This window comes from Streptomyces sp. NPDC090798 (assembly GCF_044768965.1).
In the GTDB taxonomy this organism is placed as follows: domain Bacteria; phylum Actinomycetota; class Actinomycetes; order Streptomycetales; family Streptomycetaceae; genus Streptomyces.
In genome coordinates this window covers 284746-300168 of sequence record NZ_JBIVXA010000003.1, presented here as the reverse complement: position 1 = coordinate 300168, position 15423 = coordinate 284746, and the positions used below count along the sequence as shown (strand labels likewise).

At 71.1% G+C, this 15423-nt stretch carries 14 protein-coding genes; 3 read left to right on the top strand and 11 right to left on the bottom strand.

Annotated features, from left to right (window positions below; translation table 11 throughout):
• The first annotated feature begins 198 nt into the window (after window positions 1-198).
• Window positions 199-456 (top strand): hypothetical protein, encoded by a 258-nt coding sequence (locus ACIQTP_RS08855; protein WP_054236124.1) that lies wholly within the window; start codon window positions 199-201, stop codon window positions 454-456.
• 10 nt (window positions 457-466) lie between these two features.
• Here the strand turns inward: ACIQTP_RS08855 and ACIQTP_RS08850 are convergent, their stop codons facing one another.
• From ACIQTP_RS08850 to infC, 10 genes are all read right to left on the bottom strand, one after another.
• Window positions 467-1042, bottom strand: coding sequence for an NUDIX hydrolase (locus ACIQTP_RS08850; protein WP_402051922.1), 576 nt, complete (start codon window positions 1040-1042; stop codon window positions 467-469).
• A 107-nt stretch (window positions 1043-1149) separates the two neighbouring features.
• Window positions 1150-2490 carry a transcriptional regulator gene (locus ACIQTP_RS08845; RefSeq protein WP_351433461.1) on the bottom strand — a complete coding sequence of 447 codons (1341 nt, stop codon included), beginning with the start codon at window positions 2488-2490 and terminating at the stop codon, window positions 1150-1152.
• 248 nt (window positions 2491-2738) lie between these two features.
• Window positions 2739-3692 carry a PP2C family protein-serine/threonine phosphatase gene (locus tag ACIQTP_RS08840; RefSeq protein ID WP_403398142.1) on the bottom strand — a complete coding sequence of 318 codons (954 nt, stop codon included), beginning with the start codon at window positions 3690-3692 and terminating at the stop codon, window positions 2739-2741.
• Between the two features lie 548 nt (window positions 3693-4240).
• Entirely contained in the window at window positions 4241-6745 is a 2505-nt protein-coding gene (gene pheT / locus ACIQTP_RS08835) for a phenylalanine--tRNA ligase subunit beta (RefSeq protein ID WP_403397715.1), read from the bottom strand.
• A complete protein-coding gene (gene pheS / locus ACIQTP_RS08830) occupies window positions 6745-7869 on the bottom strand; it encodes a phenylalanine--tRNA ligase subunit alpha (protein WP_095855645.1) in 1125 nt (374 codons plus the stop codon). The genes pheT and pheS overlap by 1 nt, the downstream gene beginning before the upstream one ends.
• 179 nt (window positions 7870-8048) lie before the next feature.
• Window positions 8049-9281, bottom strand: coding sequence for an ATP-binding protein (locus tag ACIQTP_RS08825; protein ID WP_403397712.1), 1233 nt, complete (start codon window positions 9279-9281; stop codon window positions 8049-8051).
• Between the two features lie 53 nt (window positions 9282-9334).
• Window positions 9335-10192, bottom strand: a complete 858-nt coding sequence (locus tag ACIQTP_RS08820; protein ID WP_402051934.1) for a TrmH family RNA methyltransferase — start codon at window positions 10190-10192, stop codon at window positions 9335-9337.
• A gap of 974 nt (window positions 10193-11166) precedes the next feature.
• On the bottom strand, window positions 11167-11550 hold the full coding sequence (gene rplT / locus ACIQTP_RS08815; protein WP_054236131.1) for a 50S ribosomal protein L20: 384 nt from the start codon (window positions 11548-11550) through the stop codon (window positions 11167-11169).
• A 96-nt stretch (window positions 11551-11646) separates the two neighbouring features.
• Window positions 11647-11841: a 50S ribosomal protein L35 gene (gene rpmI / locus ACIQTP_RS08810; RefSeq protein WP_007829094.1), complete on the bottom strand. Its 195-nt coding sequence runs from the start codon at window positions 11839-11841 to the stop codon at window positions 11647-11649.
• A 155-nt stretch (window positions 11842-11996) separates the two neighbouring features.
• Window positions 11997-12713, bottom strand: coding sequence for a translation initiation factor IF-3 (infC, locus tag ACIQTP_RS08805; protein WP_217566505.1), 717 nt, complete (start codon window positions 12711-12713; stop codon window positions 11997-11999).
• Between the two features lie 368 nt (window positions 12714-13081).
• Between infC and ACIQTP_RS08800 the strand changes: the two genes are divergently transcribed.
• On the top strand, window positions 13082-13438 hold the full coding sequence (locus ACIQTP_RS08800; protein ID WP_390126587.1) for a DUF1844 domain-containing protein: 357 nt from the start codon (window positions 13082-13084) through the stop codon (window positions 13436-13438).
• Window positions 13439-13497: 59 nt separating this feature from the next.
• Here the strand turns inward: ACIQTP_RS08800 and ACIQTP_RS08795 are convergent, their stop codons facing one another.
• Window positions 13498-14229: an SseB family protein gene (locus ACIQTP_RS08795; protein ID WP_403397709.1), complete on the bottom strand. Its 732-nt coding sequence runs from the start codon at window positions 14227-14229 to the stop codon at window positions 13498-13500.
• Window positions 14230-14378: 149 nt separating this feature from the next.
• Between ACIQTP_RS08795 and ACIQTP_RS08790 the strand changes: the two genes are divergently transcribed.
• Complete coding sequence (locus ACIQTP_RS08790; RefSeq protein WP_403397707.1) at window positions 14379-15350, top strand: serine hydrolase; 972 nt, start codon at window positions 14379-14381, stop codon at window positions 15348-15350.
• Window positions 15351-15423 lie beyond the last annotated feature (73 nt).

Below are 15423 nucleotides of genomic sequence, written 5' to 3'. Positions count from 1 at the left end.
GTCATCCGATTACGCACGGTGAAACTCAGGCGCACGCGGGCCCGGCACCCCTTTCGGTGCCGGGCCCGCGCCATTCACACGCCGTGTGCGCGCCGGGCTCGCATATGCCCCTCGCACACGCTCCCCACGTGTCCACCAGGCGAGTTGACTTTCCGTGCGCATCCAAGGGATGTGACGACTACGGAAAGGAGCGGACCCGTGACCGCCGACCCGGAGCATCCCGTGGTCCATGGGGAACTCGCAGAGTTACGCCGTCGCCTCGACGTCGCATACGCACGCGTCGAGGGAGGGCATGCCCTGCTCAGTCACCGCGCCGAACAGACCGCCAAGGAGCTCGACGACCTGAGCGCACGGGTCGTCGCCCTGGAACACACCCGCTGGCCACTGCCCGCGATCGCGGCCCTCACGGCCGTGGGCGCACTCGCCGTGGCGGTCTGGCAGGCTCTCGGGCGTTAGGCCCTGTCGTCTAGCGTTCAGGACGCCCTGGGGGGATGGATCGGGGCAACGCGTCCTGCCCGAGCCTGAGGTGATGCAGGAGGAGTAGCGCGGCAGCCATATTGGCGGCCGGGACCTCGCCGCGGGCGACCATGTCGGGGACGAGCTTGAGGGGAACCCATTCCCGACGGTCGGACTCGAAGTCGTCCACGGGGTGTCCGATGTACGCGCCTTCGTCGGCCCAGAAGATGTGGTGCCGGGCGTCGGTGAGCCCGTTGGAGGGCTCGACGCTCATCAGATGGCGCAGGGGTCCCGGTCGCCAGCCGGTCTCCTCCTCGAGTTCGCGGGCCGCCGCGACGGCGATGTCCTCGCCGTCCTCGACGACACCCGCCGCGAGTTCCCAGCCCCAGCTGTCGGTGATGAAGCGGTGCCGCCACAGGAGCAGCACCTCGTTGGCCTCGTTCACCACCGTGGCCACGGCCACGGGACGCAGCCGTATCAAGAAGTGATCGAGGTGCCGACCGTCCGGCAGCTCGACATCTGCGAGATTGACGCTGAACCAGCGGTTTGCGTACACAGTTTGTTCGTTCTGTTTCGTCCACTGCACGGTTCTGCCACCTTCCGCCGAGTAGATGGCAATATGGCAGCAGGAGCGTCCTGACAGCAGGCGCACAGCAGCGCACAGTGCACGGTGCGGCGGCGGGACTCGGTGGTCTACAGCGGTACGCGCAGTGCTCCGTCGATGAGTTCGGCGGCCTCGGCCGTGCCCGCACAGCCGCTGCGCACCAGGTGTTCGCGTACCGCGCGCAGTCTGTCGCGCAGCCGCTGGGACTCCATTCCCCGGGCCTGCTCGGCCATTTGGACGGCGGTGGCCACCGCCTTGTCGGCATTCCCCTGTCGCAGCTCGATCTGACTGAGCATCGCAAGACGGTGCACGCGCCCCCGGTCGTGCGCCGGAGTGTCCACTGCCGCCTCGGCGTGCGCCGCGGCGGCCACCAGGTCACCGAGGCTCAGCAGTGCCTCCGCCACCTGTACGTTGACCAGACCGGGCTGGACATAGCCGGTCTCGTCCGGTTCGTAGCCGCGCCGGATGCGCTCGGCGGCCTGTTCGGCACGCCGGATGCAGGACAGCGCGCTGCTGCCGTCGCCGAGGTGCGCGTACGCCTTCGCCTGCATGGCGTAGAGGTCCGAGGCGAGCGCCGGGGTGATGTGCCGCCCGGCGGCGCGCAGGGCGGCCTCCGCGAAGGCGACGGCCTGCCGGTGCTCGCGCATGAACAGCGCCTGGTTGACCAGCAGGGCTATGACGTACGCCCCAAGACCCCGGTCGCCGCTGGCCTTCGCCAGCCGCAGCGCCTGGTGGAAGTAGCGCTGGGCGAGCCCGTGCGCGTCGGAGTCGTAGGCGCAGATCCCCGCTATGGCGACCAGACCGCCCGTCGCACGGTGGAGCTGGCGGCCGGTGGCGTCGGGGTAACTGCCGCGCAGCAGGGGCGCGGTCTCCGCGTTGAGGAAACCGACGATCCGGCTGCGGGTCGCCACCCCGCCCGCCTTGCGGTACATCTGTTCATAGTGGGCGCGGGCCGCGCGCAGCATCTCGATGTCGGCCATGCTCACGTGGTGGCGGCCGCCGCGTGAGACGTCCACGTCCTCGGGCGGGTTCTCCCACTCCCACACGGGCATCACGGCGGGCGTTCCGGTGACGGCCGGGGCGCCGAGGAGGTGCGGGCGCTGCTGTTCGTCGGAGCGCCACAGGGCGGTGGCGCGCTCCACGAAACCGGAGAGCGAGGTGCCGTGCGGGGCGGACGGCTCGCCGGGCACGCCGAGGCCGATGTCGTCGAGGGTGACGGGCCGGTGCAGGCGCCCCGCAAGCACTTCGCAGATCAGGTCGGGCACCTGGCCGCGCGGACGCTGGCCCTTCAACCACCGTGCCACGGCCGTGTGTTCGTATCTGAGCGCGAGGCCGCGTGCCCTCCCCGCCTGGTTGACGTGCGCGGCGAGTCCGGCGTGCGAGATGCCGGCCTCGTCGAGTATCGCGTCGAGCAGAGTGTTGGGCTGCATTCGGGCCCCCGGGTGGCTCGGTGGCGACAGTGCGGTCAGAGTAATCCGTCCCTTGTGCTTGTGGGTCCCCGTTCACACGGGGTGTGAACCGAATGCTCGCATCCGCACTGTGTGCACGCTGTCGCGCAGAGTTTCCGACCGGTTGACTGAAATGCCTCGCAAGAGGCCGGCCGGGCCGCCGGCTCCCCCTCGTACAGTGCGGCGGCCCGGCTCTCCCGGCTGCGCCAGGTCACCGCGAGAGCCGGCGTTCACCTGGTGTGGCGGGCAACGGGGCAGCCCTGCTGTGTCGGGACTCGGCTGCGGTCGTTGCGCAGGATCAGTACGGCCACGTCGTCCGCCGGTCTGCCACCGGTGTGGCGCAGCAGGCGGGTGAAGACCGCCCTGAGCACAGCCTGCGGGGAGACGGGCTGGGTGCGGACGGCCTCGGCGAGCGTGGCGGGCAGCGGGAAGAAGCAGCCTCGGGCGTCGCGGGCGTCCTCCACTCCGTCGGTGTGCAGGAACAGGGCCTCGCCGGGGAGCAGTCGGCCGCACCGGGTGGCCGTCAGTTCGGCGGGGAGCGGGAACGGGCCGAGCGGGGGCAGCGGTTCGGCTCCCTCGAGTGGTTCCACGCGGCTGGTGCCGAGCCGGTACGGCGACGGGTGACCGCAGTTGAGGGCGTACACCTCGCCGTCGCGGCGGATCTCCAGGAGCAGTACGGTGACGAACTCCTCGGCGACCGGGCTGTCGGGTTCCGGGCCCGCCGAGGGGTGTTCGGCGCGCGCCCGCTCGCGCAGGTGCCGGGCCAGGGCGCGTTCCAGCCGCCGGAGTACACAGGCGAGTTCGGGTTCGTCGTGCACGGCCTCGCGGAAGCTGCCGAGGACGGCGGCGACGGTTCCGATGGCGCCGAGGCCGTGTCCGCGCACGTCGCCCATGACGACCCGTACGCCGTGCTCGGTGGCGATCACCTCGTACAGGTCACCGCCGATGTTCGCGCCGTGGTCGGCGGAGAGCTGGGCCGCGGCGATGCTGAGACCGTCGATGCGCGCAGGCAGCGGTCGCAGCAGCACGCTCTGGGCGGCGCCCGCGACCTTGCGGATCTGCCTCAGCTCCCGCAGCAGCGCCCGTCTGACGTGGAGGATCAGCCCGGTGCCGACGGCGAAGAAGACGGCGCTGGTGACGATCCGCGCCTCGAGGCCGTCCCGCTGGGTGAGCGGGCAGGTCATTTTGTACGTGATGGCGATCGCGCCCCAGGCGGTGGGCAGTCCCAGGCTCAGTGCCCGCCGCAGGGTCCGCCGCTCGGCCCGGCGCACCGTCCGGTCGAGGCCGTCCGGCGGCCCGCCACCGTGGACCGTCCGGGCCAGTCGCACTCGGGGTCCGCCCCGGCGCACCGCCCGGACAAGCCCTGCCCGCAGACCGCTCCCCCTGCGTCGCGCCCGGAGGCCCGCCCGGGCCGGCCCCCGCGAATTCGTCCGGGACGCCGCCCTGCGGGGAGCCCCAGCCTTGATACGGATCATGCCGATTGGCCCCCCAATAGGCCCTGACAGCGCAGATGACCTCCAAGAGGCCGGTCCGATTCTGTCGACCGCATGCCCCGATCGGGCCAGATCGCCCGACTTTGTCACCCGAATGAGTGAGCACACTCCGGACAACCGCATTTATGCAGGTGGGGCCGGGAGGAGCGCCCCGAAAGGGGCGCGGGGAACTGCGCGCCCAGCCACGACATACGCGCGGCCGAAGGACAACCCGCAGTTCCCCGGCACTTCCGACGGACCTAGCTCCGCAACACCGCCCCCGTGCGCCCAGCGGCGAGCGCCACGGCCAGGTCACGCGCCGCGGAGGCCTCGTCGACGGTCAGCGTGCGGTCGTCGGCACGGAACCGCAGCGCGTAGGCCAGGGACTTCTTGCCCTCGCCGAGCTGCTCACTGTTCTCGTAGACGTCGAACAACCGGATGGACTCGAGGAGTTCACCCGCGCCCTCGCGCAACGCCGCCTCGACGTCCACGTGCGGGACGGTCTTGTCGACGACCAGGGCCACGTCCTGGGTTGCGACCGGGAAGGTCGAGATCTTCGGGCCCTTGGGGAGGCCCGCGCTCGCCTGCTCCAGCGCGTCCAGGTCGAGCTCCATCGCACAGGTGCGCGCGGGCAGACCCAGGGTCTTCAGGACACCAGGGTGCAGCTCACCGGCGTACCCGATGACCTTCTCCTGGCCGTCGACGACGACGGCCAGTTCGGCGCAGCGACCCGGGTGCCACGGCCCGTACTGCCCCGAACGGACGAGGAGTTCGGTCCCCGCCTCGCGGGCCAGCGAGCGCGCGGCCTCGATCGCGTCGGCCCAGTCGGCCGGCCGGCCCTTGCCCCACCAGCCGGCCTGTTCGCGGGCGCCCGCGAGGACGACGGCGGCGTGCCGGGGCTGGACGGGGAGCGCGGCCGTGAGAGACGCGATCTCCTCGTCGGTGGGACGGCGGTCGACGGGCAGACGGCCCGCGACGCGCAGTTCGTCCTGCGGCTGGAAGACGAGCCCGGTCTCGAAGAGCGCCAGGTCGTGGCTGCCGCGGCCGTCGTTGCGGCGCAGGGCGTGGAGCAGGCCCGGCAGCAGCGTCGTACGGAGCGCGGGCTCCTCGTCGGACAGCGGGTTCACCAGCTTGACGACCTTGCGCTTCGGGTCGTCGGCGGCCAGGGCGAGCTGGTCGAAGACGTGCTCGCCGATGAACGGATAGTTCAGCGCCTCGACGTATCCGGCGCCGGCCAGCGCGCGGCCGATCCGGCGGTGCAGCCGCTGCCGGCCGGTCAGGCCCAGGCCCGCGGGGGGCTTCGGCAGGGTCGAGGGCAGGTTCTCGTAGCCCTCGAGCCGGATGACCTCTTCGGCCAGGTCGTTCGGGTCCGTCAGGTCGGGCCGCCAGGACGGCACGGTGACGATCAGCTCGTCCTGCCCGTAGACGTCGCAGCCGACCTGCTGGAGACGGCGTACGACGGTCTCGCGGCCGTAGTCGACACCGGCCACCTTGTCCGGGTGGTTCGCCGGGATGGTGATGCTGTGCGGCGCGGAGGGCGCGATGACCTCGGTGACCCCGGCGTCGGCGGTGCCGCCGGCGAGGAGGACGAGGAGGTCGACCGTGCGCTGGGCGGCGGCGGAGGCGGCCTGCGGGTCGACACCGCGCTCGAAGCGCTTGGACGCCTCGGAGGCCAGCTTGTGACGGCGCGCGGTGCGGGCGACGGAGAGCGCGTCGAAGTGCGCGGCCTCGATCACGACCTCGGTGGTGGTGCCCTCGGTGTCGTCGATCTCCGTGTTCGCGCCGCCCATGACGCCCGCGAGGCCGATGGGGCCCCGGTCGTCGGTGATGACCAGGTCCTCGGCGTCCAGCGTGCGCGTGACGCCGTCGAGCGTGGTGAGCTTCTCGCCCTGCTCGGCCCTGCGCACACCGATCGCGCCCTGGACGCGGGTGCGGTCGTACGCGTGCAGCGGCTGGCCGATCTCCAGCATCACGTAGTTGGTGATGTCGACGGCGAGCGAGATCGGGCGCATGCCCGCCTTCTGGAGGCGGCGGCGCAGCCAGATCGGCGAGTGGGTTTCGGGGTCGAGGCCCGTCACCGTGCGCGCGGTGAAGCGGTCGCAGCCCATCGGGTCGGAGACCCGCACCGGGTAGCCGAACGCGTTCGGGGCCGGTACGTCGAGCAGCGCGGGGTCCATCAGCGGCAGGCCGTAGGCGATGGCGGCCTCGCGGGCCACGCCGCGCATCGACAGGGCGTAGCCGCGGTCGGGCGTGACGGCGATGTCGAGGACCTCGTCGACGAGCTGGAGCAGCTCGATCGCATCGGTGCCGACCTCGACCTCCGGCGGCAGGACGATGATGCCGCCGCTGCCGTCGTCGCCCATGCCCAGCTCGTCGCCGGAGCAGATCATGCCGTGCGAGGTCTTGCCGTACGTCTTGCGTGCGGCGATCGCGAAGTTGCCGGGCAGCACGGCGCCGGGCAGGACCACGACGACCTTGTCACCGACGGCGAAGTTGCGGGCACCGCAGACGATCTCCTGGAGCTCACCCGTGCCGTTGGCGGTGCCGACGTCGACGAGGCAGAAACGGATGGGCTTCTTGAAGCCCTCCAGCTCCTCGATGGACTGCACCTGGCCGACGACCAGGGGACCCTTGAGGTCGGCGCCGAGCTGCTCGACGGTCTCGACCTCGAGGCCTGCCGAAATGAGCTTGGCCTGGACGTCGCGGCCGGTCTCCGTCGCCGGCAGGTCGACGTACTCCCGCAGCCAAGAAAGCGGGACCCGCATCAGATCTCCATCCCGAACGGCCGGGTGAACCGGACGTCACCCTCGACCATGTCTCGCATGTCTTCGACGTTGTGGCGGAACATCAGCATCCGCTCGATGCCGAACCCGAAGGCGAATCCGCTGTACTTCTCCGGGTCGACGCCACAGGCGACCAGCACCCGCGGGTTGACCATGCCGCAGCCGCCGAGCTCGATCCAGCCCTCGGAGGAGCAGGTCCGGCAGGGGCGGTCGGGGTTGCCGACGGACTCGCCCTTGCAGACGTAGCAGAGCATGTCCATCTCGGCGGACGGCTCGGTGAAGGGGAAGTAGTTCGGGCGCAGCCGGGTCTTCATGTCGGCGCCGAAGAGCGACTGGACCATGTGGTCGAGGGTGCCCTTGAGGTCCGCCATGGTCAGGCCCTCGTCGACGGCGAGGAGCTCGATCTGGTGGAAGACCGGGGTGTGCGTGGCGTCCAGCTCGTCCGTGCGGAACACCCGGCCGGGGCAGACGACGTAGACCGGCGGCTCGCGGTCCAGCATGGCGCGGGCCTGCACGGGCGAGGTGTGGGTGCGCAGCACGACACCGGACTCGCCGTGGTCGCCCGTCGGGCCCTCGACGAAGAAGGTGTCCTGCATCTGCCGGGCCGGGTGGTCGGGCGTGAAGTTCAGGGCGTCGAAGTTGAACCACTCCGCCTCGACCTCGGGGCCCTCGGCGATCTCGTATCCCATGGACACGAAGACGTCGGCGACGCGCTCCATCATGGTGGTCAGCGGGTGGCGGGCGCCCGCCGGTACGCGGTCGTACGGCAGTGTGACGTCCACCGCCTCCTCGACCAGCACCCGGGCGTCACGCTCGGCCTCCAGCTCGGCCTGGCGGGCGCCGAGGGCCTTGTTCACCGCGCCTCGCGCCTGGCCGACCAGCTTGCCCGCGGCGGCCTTGGCGTGCGGGGGCAGGGCGCCGATCTCGCGGTTGGCGAGGGCCAGCGGCGAGGTGCCGCCGGTGTGGGCGACCTTGGCCTCCTGGAGCGCGTCGAGGTCACCGGCGGCGGCGAAGGCGGCGAGCGCCTCGTCCCGCATGCGCTCGATCTCTTCCGGTTTCAAGGCCTCGACCTCTACAGGGTCGTACGACTTATTCGGTGCCGACATCTCTTCCCGTGCTTCCGGTTGCTGGCGGATGGTCCCCGTCCCGACTCGGGGGACGCATGGTCCCTGAAACGGGGACGCAAAGGTGCCAAAGGCCGAGTCTAACGGGGTGGGAGCCCGCCTCGGACGCGCAGTCCGAGGGGTGGCTCCGGTACGTGTGCGCCCGTGGGGCCTCTTCGGCGTTACAGCAGGTACGCCGGGGTGCCCACGGGCAACGTAAATCGGAACTCGGCACCGCCGCCGGGGGCGCGGCCGACCGTGATGGTGCCGCCGTGGGCCTCGACGATGCCCTTGACGATGTACAGCCCAAGGCCCGTGCCACCGCGCTTGCTGCCCCGCCAGAAGCGGGTGAAGACGCGGTTCATGGACTCCTCCGGGATGCCGGTGCCCTCGTCGCTCACGGTGACCGACGTGGCCGCGTTCTCGCCGTCCTCGCGCTCACGCGGGGACGCCGAGGGCGTGACGTCAATAGTGACGGTTCCCTCGCCGTGCCGCACCGCGTTTTCGAGCAGGTTGCTCAGCACCTGGTCGATCTTGTCCGGGTCGGCCCACAGGGGCGGCAGGGGCTGTTCGATGCGCAGCAGGAAGCGGTCGGCGGGCTGGCCCGAGGTGACGTACGCCTGGATGTGGCGGCCGACGGCGGCGCCGATGTCGACGGGCTGGCGGCGCACTTCCAGTCGGCCGGAGTCGATACGGGAGATGTCGAGCAGCTCGGCGATCAGCCGGGTGACCCGGTTGGCGTCGGCGTCGACGGTCTCCAGCATGAGTTTCTTCTGGTCGTCGGTGAAGCGTTCCCACTTGGCGAGCAGGGTGGCGGTGAAGCCCTTGACCGAGGTGAGCGGGGAGCGCAGCTCGTGGGCGACCGTGGCGATCAGCTCGGCGTGACTGCGCTCGGTGCGGCGGCGGGCCTCGGTGTCGCGCAGCGAGACGACGACGCGGCGCACGGGCCCGGTGGGCGCGGTGCGTACGTATCGCGCGGAGACGAGCACCTCCCGTCCCCCGGGGAGCAGCAGATTCCGCTCGGGCTGTCCGACGCGGATCGCGAGGCCGCCGTACGGGTCGGTCAGCTGCCACCAGCGACGGCCCTCGAGGTCCTCTAAGGGAAGGGCCGACTCCAGGTGACGTCCGAGAGCGGCGGCGGCAGGGACGGCGGTGATGCGGGCGGCGGCGGCGTTGAAGCAGATGACCCGGCCGTTCTCGTCGGCGATGACGAGTCCGTCGGGCAGGTCGTCGGGGTCGATACCGAGTTCGGCCCCCGGTTGCGACCCGAGAACGGCACCGTGATCGGCGCCATGATCGACGTCATGATCGGCATCGAGTCGATCGTCGTGCTGACCGGCGCGCGGGGGCGCGGGTGTGTCGCGCACGTCCTGTGCGCGCAGTGCGCTCTTCGCACCGCTCGTGCCGACACCCATCCCCGTACCCCACCTCTCGTCTGGCGCAGTGGGCCCCCGAGCCCGTCACCCTACTAGCTGTCGGTGACGGAGCGGCACCCTCCGGAGGCGCGCTGTGCACGGGCGGACGCGTAGAGACATACGGCGGCGGCCGTCGCGAGGTTCAGACTTTCGGCCTTTCCGTGGATCGGTACGCGCACGACGGCGTCCGCCAGCGCGCGCGTCTCCTCCGGGAGCCCCCAGGCCTCGTTGCCGAACACCCAGGCGGTGGGGCCGCCCATGGTCCCCTTGTCCAGCTCGTCGTCGAGGTCGTCCTCACCCGCGCCGTCGGCGGCGAGGATGCGTACGCCGGCGTCCTTGAGGCCCCGTACGGCTGCCTCCACGGGCACCCCGACGGCCACCGGCAGGTGAAAGAGGGAACCGACCGAGGCCCGTACGGCCTTGGGGTTGTACAGGTCGACGGACGCGTCGGTGAGTACGACGGCCTCGGCGCCGGCGGCGTCGGCGCACCGCAGCACGGTGCCGGCGTTCCCGGGGTCGCGGACGTGCGCGAGTACGGCGACGAGCTTGGGCCGGGCCGCGAGGATCTCCTCGAACGGGGTGTCGAGGAACCGGCAGATCCCGACGAGCCCCTGCGGGGTGACGGTGGTCGAGATGTCGGCGATCACCTCCTCGTCGGCGAGGTGCACCCGGGCTCCGGCGGCCCGGGCGTCCCCGACGATGTCGGCGTAGCGCTCCGCGGCCTCGACGGTCGCGAACAGTTCGACGAGCGTGGCCGCCTCGTCGACGCGGTGCGCCGCCGCCTCGCGCACGGCCTGCGGTCCCTCGGCGAGGAACAGCCGCTCCTTGCTCCGGAAGTTCCGCCGGGCGAGTCGCCGCGCGGCGGCTACGCGCGGCGAGCGCGGGGAGATCAGCTCGGGGGCGGCGGGCATGGGGTCACCTCAGGGGGTTGCGGAGGGTCGGCTTGGAGTGGGGCGGGGCGGGCCGGGTCCCCTCGGAGAAGACGACAAAAGCGGGGGTCTGTGTGTCCATGCCGACCGCGGCCGGGACGGGGGCTTCGGGTCGCCCCGGCGAGCCGCCTGCCGTCACCGGTCGGCGTCCGATGACCGCGGTCCTGACAGAGCCGGACGCTCGGTCCGGCAGACCTTCGACGAACCGGGACCAGGCACTCGAACCGGCAAAGCTCCGACGAACCGGGACCAGGCACTCGGACCGGCAAAGCTCCGACGAACCGGGATCAGGCGCTCGGACCGGCAGAGCTCCGACGCCGGGGACGAGCCTCGGTCCGGCTGGGCTTCGACGGGGACCGGCGGCCCGCCACCCCGCGTCGGCCGGGACGGAACCTCGCCACCGGGCCTGGAGCCGACCGAGGGGCTTCCCCGGCCGGAGGCCGACCCACCACGCCGACCGCGACGGAAACCCGCCGTCAGACCCGGAACCGAACGACTGTCCCCAGCCAGAAGCCGACACACCACGCCCGCCAGGACAGAACCCCGCCACCGAACCCGGAACCGACCGACCGTCCCCAGCCGGAGGCCGACACACCACGTCGGCCCGGACGGAATCCCGCGACCGGAGTCCCGCCGCGGGGCCCGGGGCCGACCGGCTGGGTGTCCCCGGCCGTATACCTCCGACGGCGCCGCAAGCGGGCTTCGGCTCCCCGCGGGGGCACCAGGCACGTCACGGCGTGGCGTTCGGTGCCGCCCCGGCCGGGGATTCCCCGCAGCCGACATACCGTACGGCGCCGCAGGCGACCCCGCCGCGACGGCGGAACCCGGCGGTGCCGAACCGACGTCGCCGACGCGCAGCGTGCCCCGATCGACCGGCGGAGCCCAAACGCACCGGGACCCGCAAGCCGTGAGGCAAGCGGGTCCACAGCGACGTACGGCTCAGGCGAGCGCGAGCGTCACGCGGCCTTCGGCGCGTTGACGTCCGACGGCAGCGCCTTCTGCGCGACCTCGACCAGCGCGGCGAACGCACCGGCGTCGTTCACGGCCAGCTCGGCCAGGATCTTGCGGTCGACCTCGATGTTCGCGGCCTTCAGACCCTGGATGAAGCGGTTGTACGTGATGCCGTTGGCGCGGGCCGCGGCGTTGATGCGCTGGATCCACAGCTGACGGAAGTCGCCCTTGCGCTTCTTGCGGTCGTTGTAGTTGTAGACCAGCGAGTGGGTGACCTGCTCCTTGGCCTTGCGGTACAGGCGCGAACGCTGACCGCGGTAGCCGGAGGCCGCCTCGAGGATCGCCCGGCGCTTCTTGTGGGCGTTGACTGCCCGCTTGACGCGTGCCACTTTTTAACTCCTTGTAGCGGGGCCGTGGCTGTCGTCACACGGCCCGAAATCGATTGGGTCCCGGTCGGAGATCAGGCGCGCGGTGCGCGCCCGACGTCACTTGCCGAGAAGCTTCTTGATCTTCTTGGCGTCGCCCGGGGCCATCTCGGCGTTGCCGGTGAGGCGGCGCGTCAGGCGCGACGACTTGTGCTCGAGCAGGTGGCGCTTGCCGGCGCGCTCACGGAGCACCTTGCCGGAGCCGGTGACCTTGAAGCGCTTGCTGGCACCGCTGTGCGACTTGTTCTTCGGCATAGCGCCGTTCTCTCCTCGTCAGTGGCGTTCCGATGCCCGGTCGTTAAACCGGGCACGATGGAACGTCATGTATGTATCGGTTGACATCCCTGGACTCACGTCCCGGGGACTCCCTGGACTGTCGTCCCGGACTCCCCGGAGCCTTCACCCCGGGATCAGGCCTCGGCGGAAGCCTCGGCCGGGGCCTCGGCGGTCTCGGCCTCAGAGGTCTCGCCCTCGGCGATCTCACCCTCGGCGATCTCACCATCGGCGGCGTTCTGCGAGCGACCGGGGTTGGCCTTCGCTTCCGCCTTACGAGCCGCCTGGGCCTCACGGGCCTCGGCCATCGCCTCGGTCTTCTTCTTGTGCGGACCGAGAACCATGATCATGTTTCGGCCGTCCTGCTTCGGGTTCGACTCGACGAACCCAAGGTCCTCGACGTCCGAAGCGAGACGCTGCAGCAGTCGGTAGCCGAGTTCCGGCCGGGACTGCTCGCGACCGCGGAACATGATCGTGATCTTGACCTTGTCGCCCTGCTTGAGGAACCGGACGACGTGACCCTTTTTGGTGTCATAGTCGTGCGGGTCGATCTTCGGCCGGAGCTTCATTTCCTTGATGACCGTGTGCGCCTGGTTCTTGCGCGCCTCACGGGCCTTCATGGCCGACTCGTACTTGAACTTCCCGTAGTCCATGAGCTTGCAGACCGGCGGACGCGCGCTCGCCGCCACCTCGACCAGGTCGAGGTCGTACTCCTGCGCAAGCTCCAGCGCCTTGGCAAGCGGAACAATCCCGACCTGCTCGCCGCTGGGACCGACAAGTCGCACCTCGGGAACGCGAATCCGGTCGTTAATGCGGGGCTCGGTGCTGATGGATCCTCCTCGGTAGCACCACACGGCGGTCTGGCGGACAGCCGCGTATGTCTCTGATGACATTGGACCAACCACCGCGGGGCATGAAAAATGCCCCGGACGGTACACAGGCGGGGCTCCAAGGAATACCGGAACACCGCCGCGGTGAACCGCGGGGCGCACATTCGGGCGACTCCACCGTCCGTACGGAACGGTGGTGGCCGCCTGACCGGGTGACCCGCCATCCCTGAGGACGGTCGGGTGGGAGATCGGAGCCTCCACTTGTGGGCCGAGCACATAAGTGTCCGGCCGGTCGTTACACAAGGTTAGCAGCTCCCCCGGGCCCGCGCTAACCGAGCGCCTCCGCGCTCCCGCGGACGGGTGCCAGCGTGCCGGGGCCTATCGTGTGGGACATGAGTGACACCCCTCCCCAGAACCCCGACTTCGACAGCATGACCCGCGACATCGCCGAGGTCCCCGCGGTCGAGGTCCTCGTGACGGTCGCCGTCAACCTGATGAGCGCCGCCGCCGTGAAGCTCGGTCTGACCGAGGAGGGCGACAAGTACAAGGACCTCGACGAGGCGCGCAAGCTGATCCACGCGCTGGCCGGACTGCTCGACGCGAGCGCGACCGAGATCAGCTCCTTCCACGCGTCTCCGCTGCGCGACGGCCTGAAGTCGCTGCAGCTGGCGTTCCGCGAGGCGTCGATCGTCCCCGACGAGCCGGGCCAGGGCCCGGGCGAGAAGTACACGGGCCCGGTCTACGGCTAGGACCTGATCCGCCGGAGAGCCCTGGTGCCTCTCCCCTGGCGCCTCTCCTACTCCCGCTTTTACCGACGTACGTACAGGGGCTCGCCCGGTGGCGTCGTCCCGGCCGGCAGCAGTGCCAGGTCGAGACCGCGCACCAGGCGGGCCCTCAGTGTTTCGTCGGCGGCGAGCCGCCCGGCGAGCGCGCGGGCGGCTTCGGCCGGGGCCGCGGCCGGGTCCAGGACCAGCGCGAGGGTGCCGTCGGCCTGGCCGGGGCCCAGGTGGGCGCGGAGTACGGCGGGCTCGGCGGCCACGGCGGCGCGTACCGCCTCGACCACGGCGGGATCGGCGAGCGGGTCCGCCGTCGTACGCCCCTCGGCGAGAGCGAGCAGCGCCGAGCCGGTCAGTTCGTACGGCACCGGACCGGCCAGGTCGAGGACGACCGTGTCGGCCTTCTCGTGCGCGGCGGCCTGGAGGGCCTGGTGCAGGGGTACGGCGACGGGGCGGGCCGCCGGGTCCCAGCGGGCCAGCGACTCGGTGGAGGTGAAGGCGGGCAGGGCCGTGCGGTGGCCGGCCTTCAGGGTGGGCACCGCCATGTCGCTGGTCTTCTCGTGACGCAGCCCGTTCTCGTCCTCCTCGACCTCGCCGAGGACGGCCACGACGGGCACGAGGAGCCGGGCACCCTTGAGCGCCTCCAGGACCGGCCGTACGGCGGTGCGGTCCTCGGCCCAGGCCGCGAGTGCCGCGCTCAGCCGGGGATCGGCGGAGCCGTCGTCGTCGGGGAAGCCGGAGTCGGGAATGTTCTTGTTCGCCACGGTCCCCGACCCTATCGGGGGGATCCTGCTGGGCTTGTGCGGGCCCGGAAACCTGGTGTTGACAGCTTTCACGGGATTCTCAGCTTTCGCTGACACACCTCTAACATCCGTCTAACGCCGGGCACAGACACCGCCCCGAGCATCGCGGGATGGCCCCTCACAGAGCACGTCGGCGTCGCACCCACCGCTCCGGACACAGGACCCTCGTCTGCACCGTGGTGGCTTCCGCCGTCCTCGTGGGCGGTACGGCGGCGGGTGCCGTGTACGTGAAGGCACAGGCGCACGACCGCGGGAGCCTCGTATCCTCGCCCTCGGCATCGCCGGGTACGTCGTCCTCGGCGTCGGCCGCGTCGTCGTCCCCCAGCCAGGAGGCATCGGTGGAACCTGTGACCAAGCCCACGGTGGACCGGGACGCCCTGCTCACCAAGGCGATGAAGGCCGTGGCCATGGAGGACGGCGCAGAGGTGTCGGTCGCGGTGTTCGACGTCGACTCCGGCGAGAGCGCCGCCTACGGCGAGGGGGCCTTCGACACGGCCAGCATCGTCAAGGTCGACATCCTCGCGACGCTGCTGCTCCAGGCACAGGACGCGGACCGGCATCTGACGGCGACGGAGAAGACGTACGCCACCGCGATGATCACGAACAGTGACAACGCGTCCGCGTCCGCGCTGTGGGACATCATCGGGCAGGCGGACGGTCTCGACGCCGCGAACAAGCGGTTCGGGCTGACCGGTACCTCCGGCGGGGAGGGTGCGCTGTGGGGGCTGACCCAGACCACCGCGGCCGACCAGCTCGCCCTGCTCCAGCAGGTGTTCGGGGACGACTCCGAACTCGGCGAGGCCTCGCGCACGTATCTCCAGGGGCTGATGGGCGAGATCGCCGCCGATCAGCACTGGGGGGTGTCGGCGGCCGCCGACGGCACGCAGTGGGCCCTCAAGAACGGGTGGCTGGCGCGGAGTTCGACCGGGCTGTGGGACATCAACAGCATCGGTCAGGTCACTGTCGACGGTGACGAGTACCTGGTGGCGACGCTGTCCAACGGCAACACGACCAAGGCCAAGGGGATCTCGGTGGTGGAGGCGGCGGCGAAGGCGGCGGTGGCCGCGTTCAGTGTGGCGTGACTTCTGGTCGTTCGTACGGGTGCGGGTCCGTTGCAGTTGGGCGCGCCCACGCGGCGGAGCCGCACATGTCACG

Bases quoted from the DNA above. Each gene is read 5' to 3' on its own strand.
- ACIQTP_RS08845 (WP_351433461.1), bottom strand. From the start codon at position 2,490: ATGCAGCCCAACACTCTGCTCGACGCGATACTCGACGAGGCCGGCATC.
- ACIQTP_RS08840 (WP_403398142.1), bottom strand. From the start codon at position 3,692: ATGACCTGCCCGCTCACCCAGCGGGACGGCCTCGAGGCGCGGATCGTC.
- pheT (WP_403397715.1), bottom strand. From the start codon at position 6,745: ATGCGGGTCCCGCTTTCTTGGCTGCGGGAGTACGTCGACCTGCCGGCG.
- pheS (WP_095855645.1), bottom strand. From the start codon at position 7,869: ATGTCGGCACCGAATAAGTCGTACGACCCTGTAGAGGTCGAGGCCTTG.
- ACIQTP_RS08825 (WP_403397712.1), bottom strand. From the start codon at position 9,281: ATGGGTGTCGGCACGAGCGGTGCGAAGAGCGCACTGCGCGCACAGGAC.
- ACIQTP_RS08820 (WP_402051934.1), bottom strand. From the start codon at position 10,192: ATGCCCGCCGCCCCCGAGCTGATCTCCCCGCGCTCGCCGCGCGTAGCC.
- rpmI (WP_007829094.1), bottom strand. From the start codon at position 11,841: ATGCCGAAGAACAAGTCGCACAGCGGTGCCAGCAAGCGCTTCAAGGTC.
- ACIQTP_RS08800 (WP_390126587.1), top strand. From the start codon at position 13,082: ATGAGTGACACCCCTCCCCAGAACCCCGACTTCGACAGCATGACCCGC.
- ACIQTP_RS08790 (WP_403397707.1), top strand. From the start codon at position 14,379: ATGGCCCCTCACAGAGCACGTCGGCGTCGCACCCACCGCTCCGGACAC.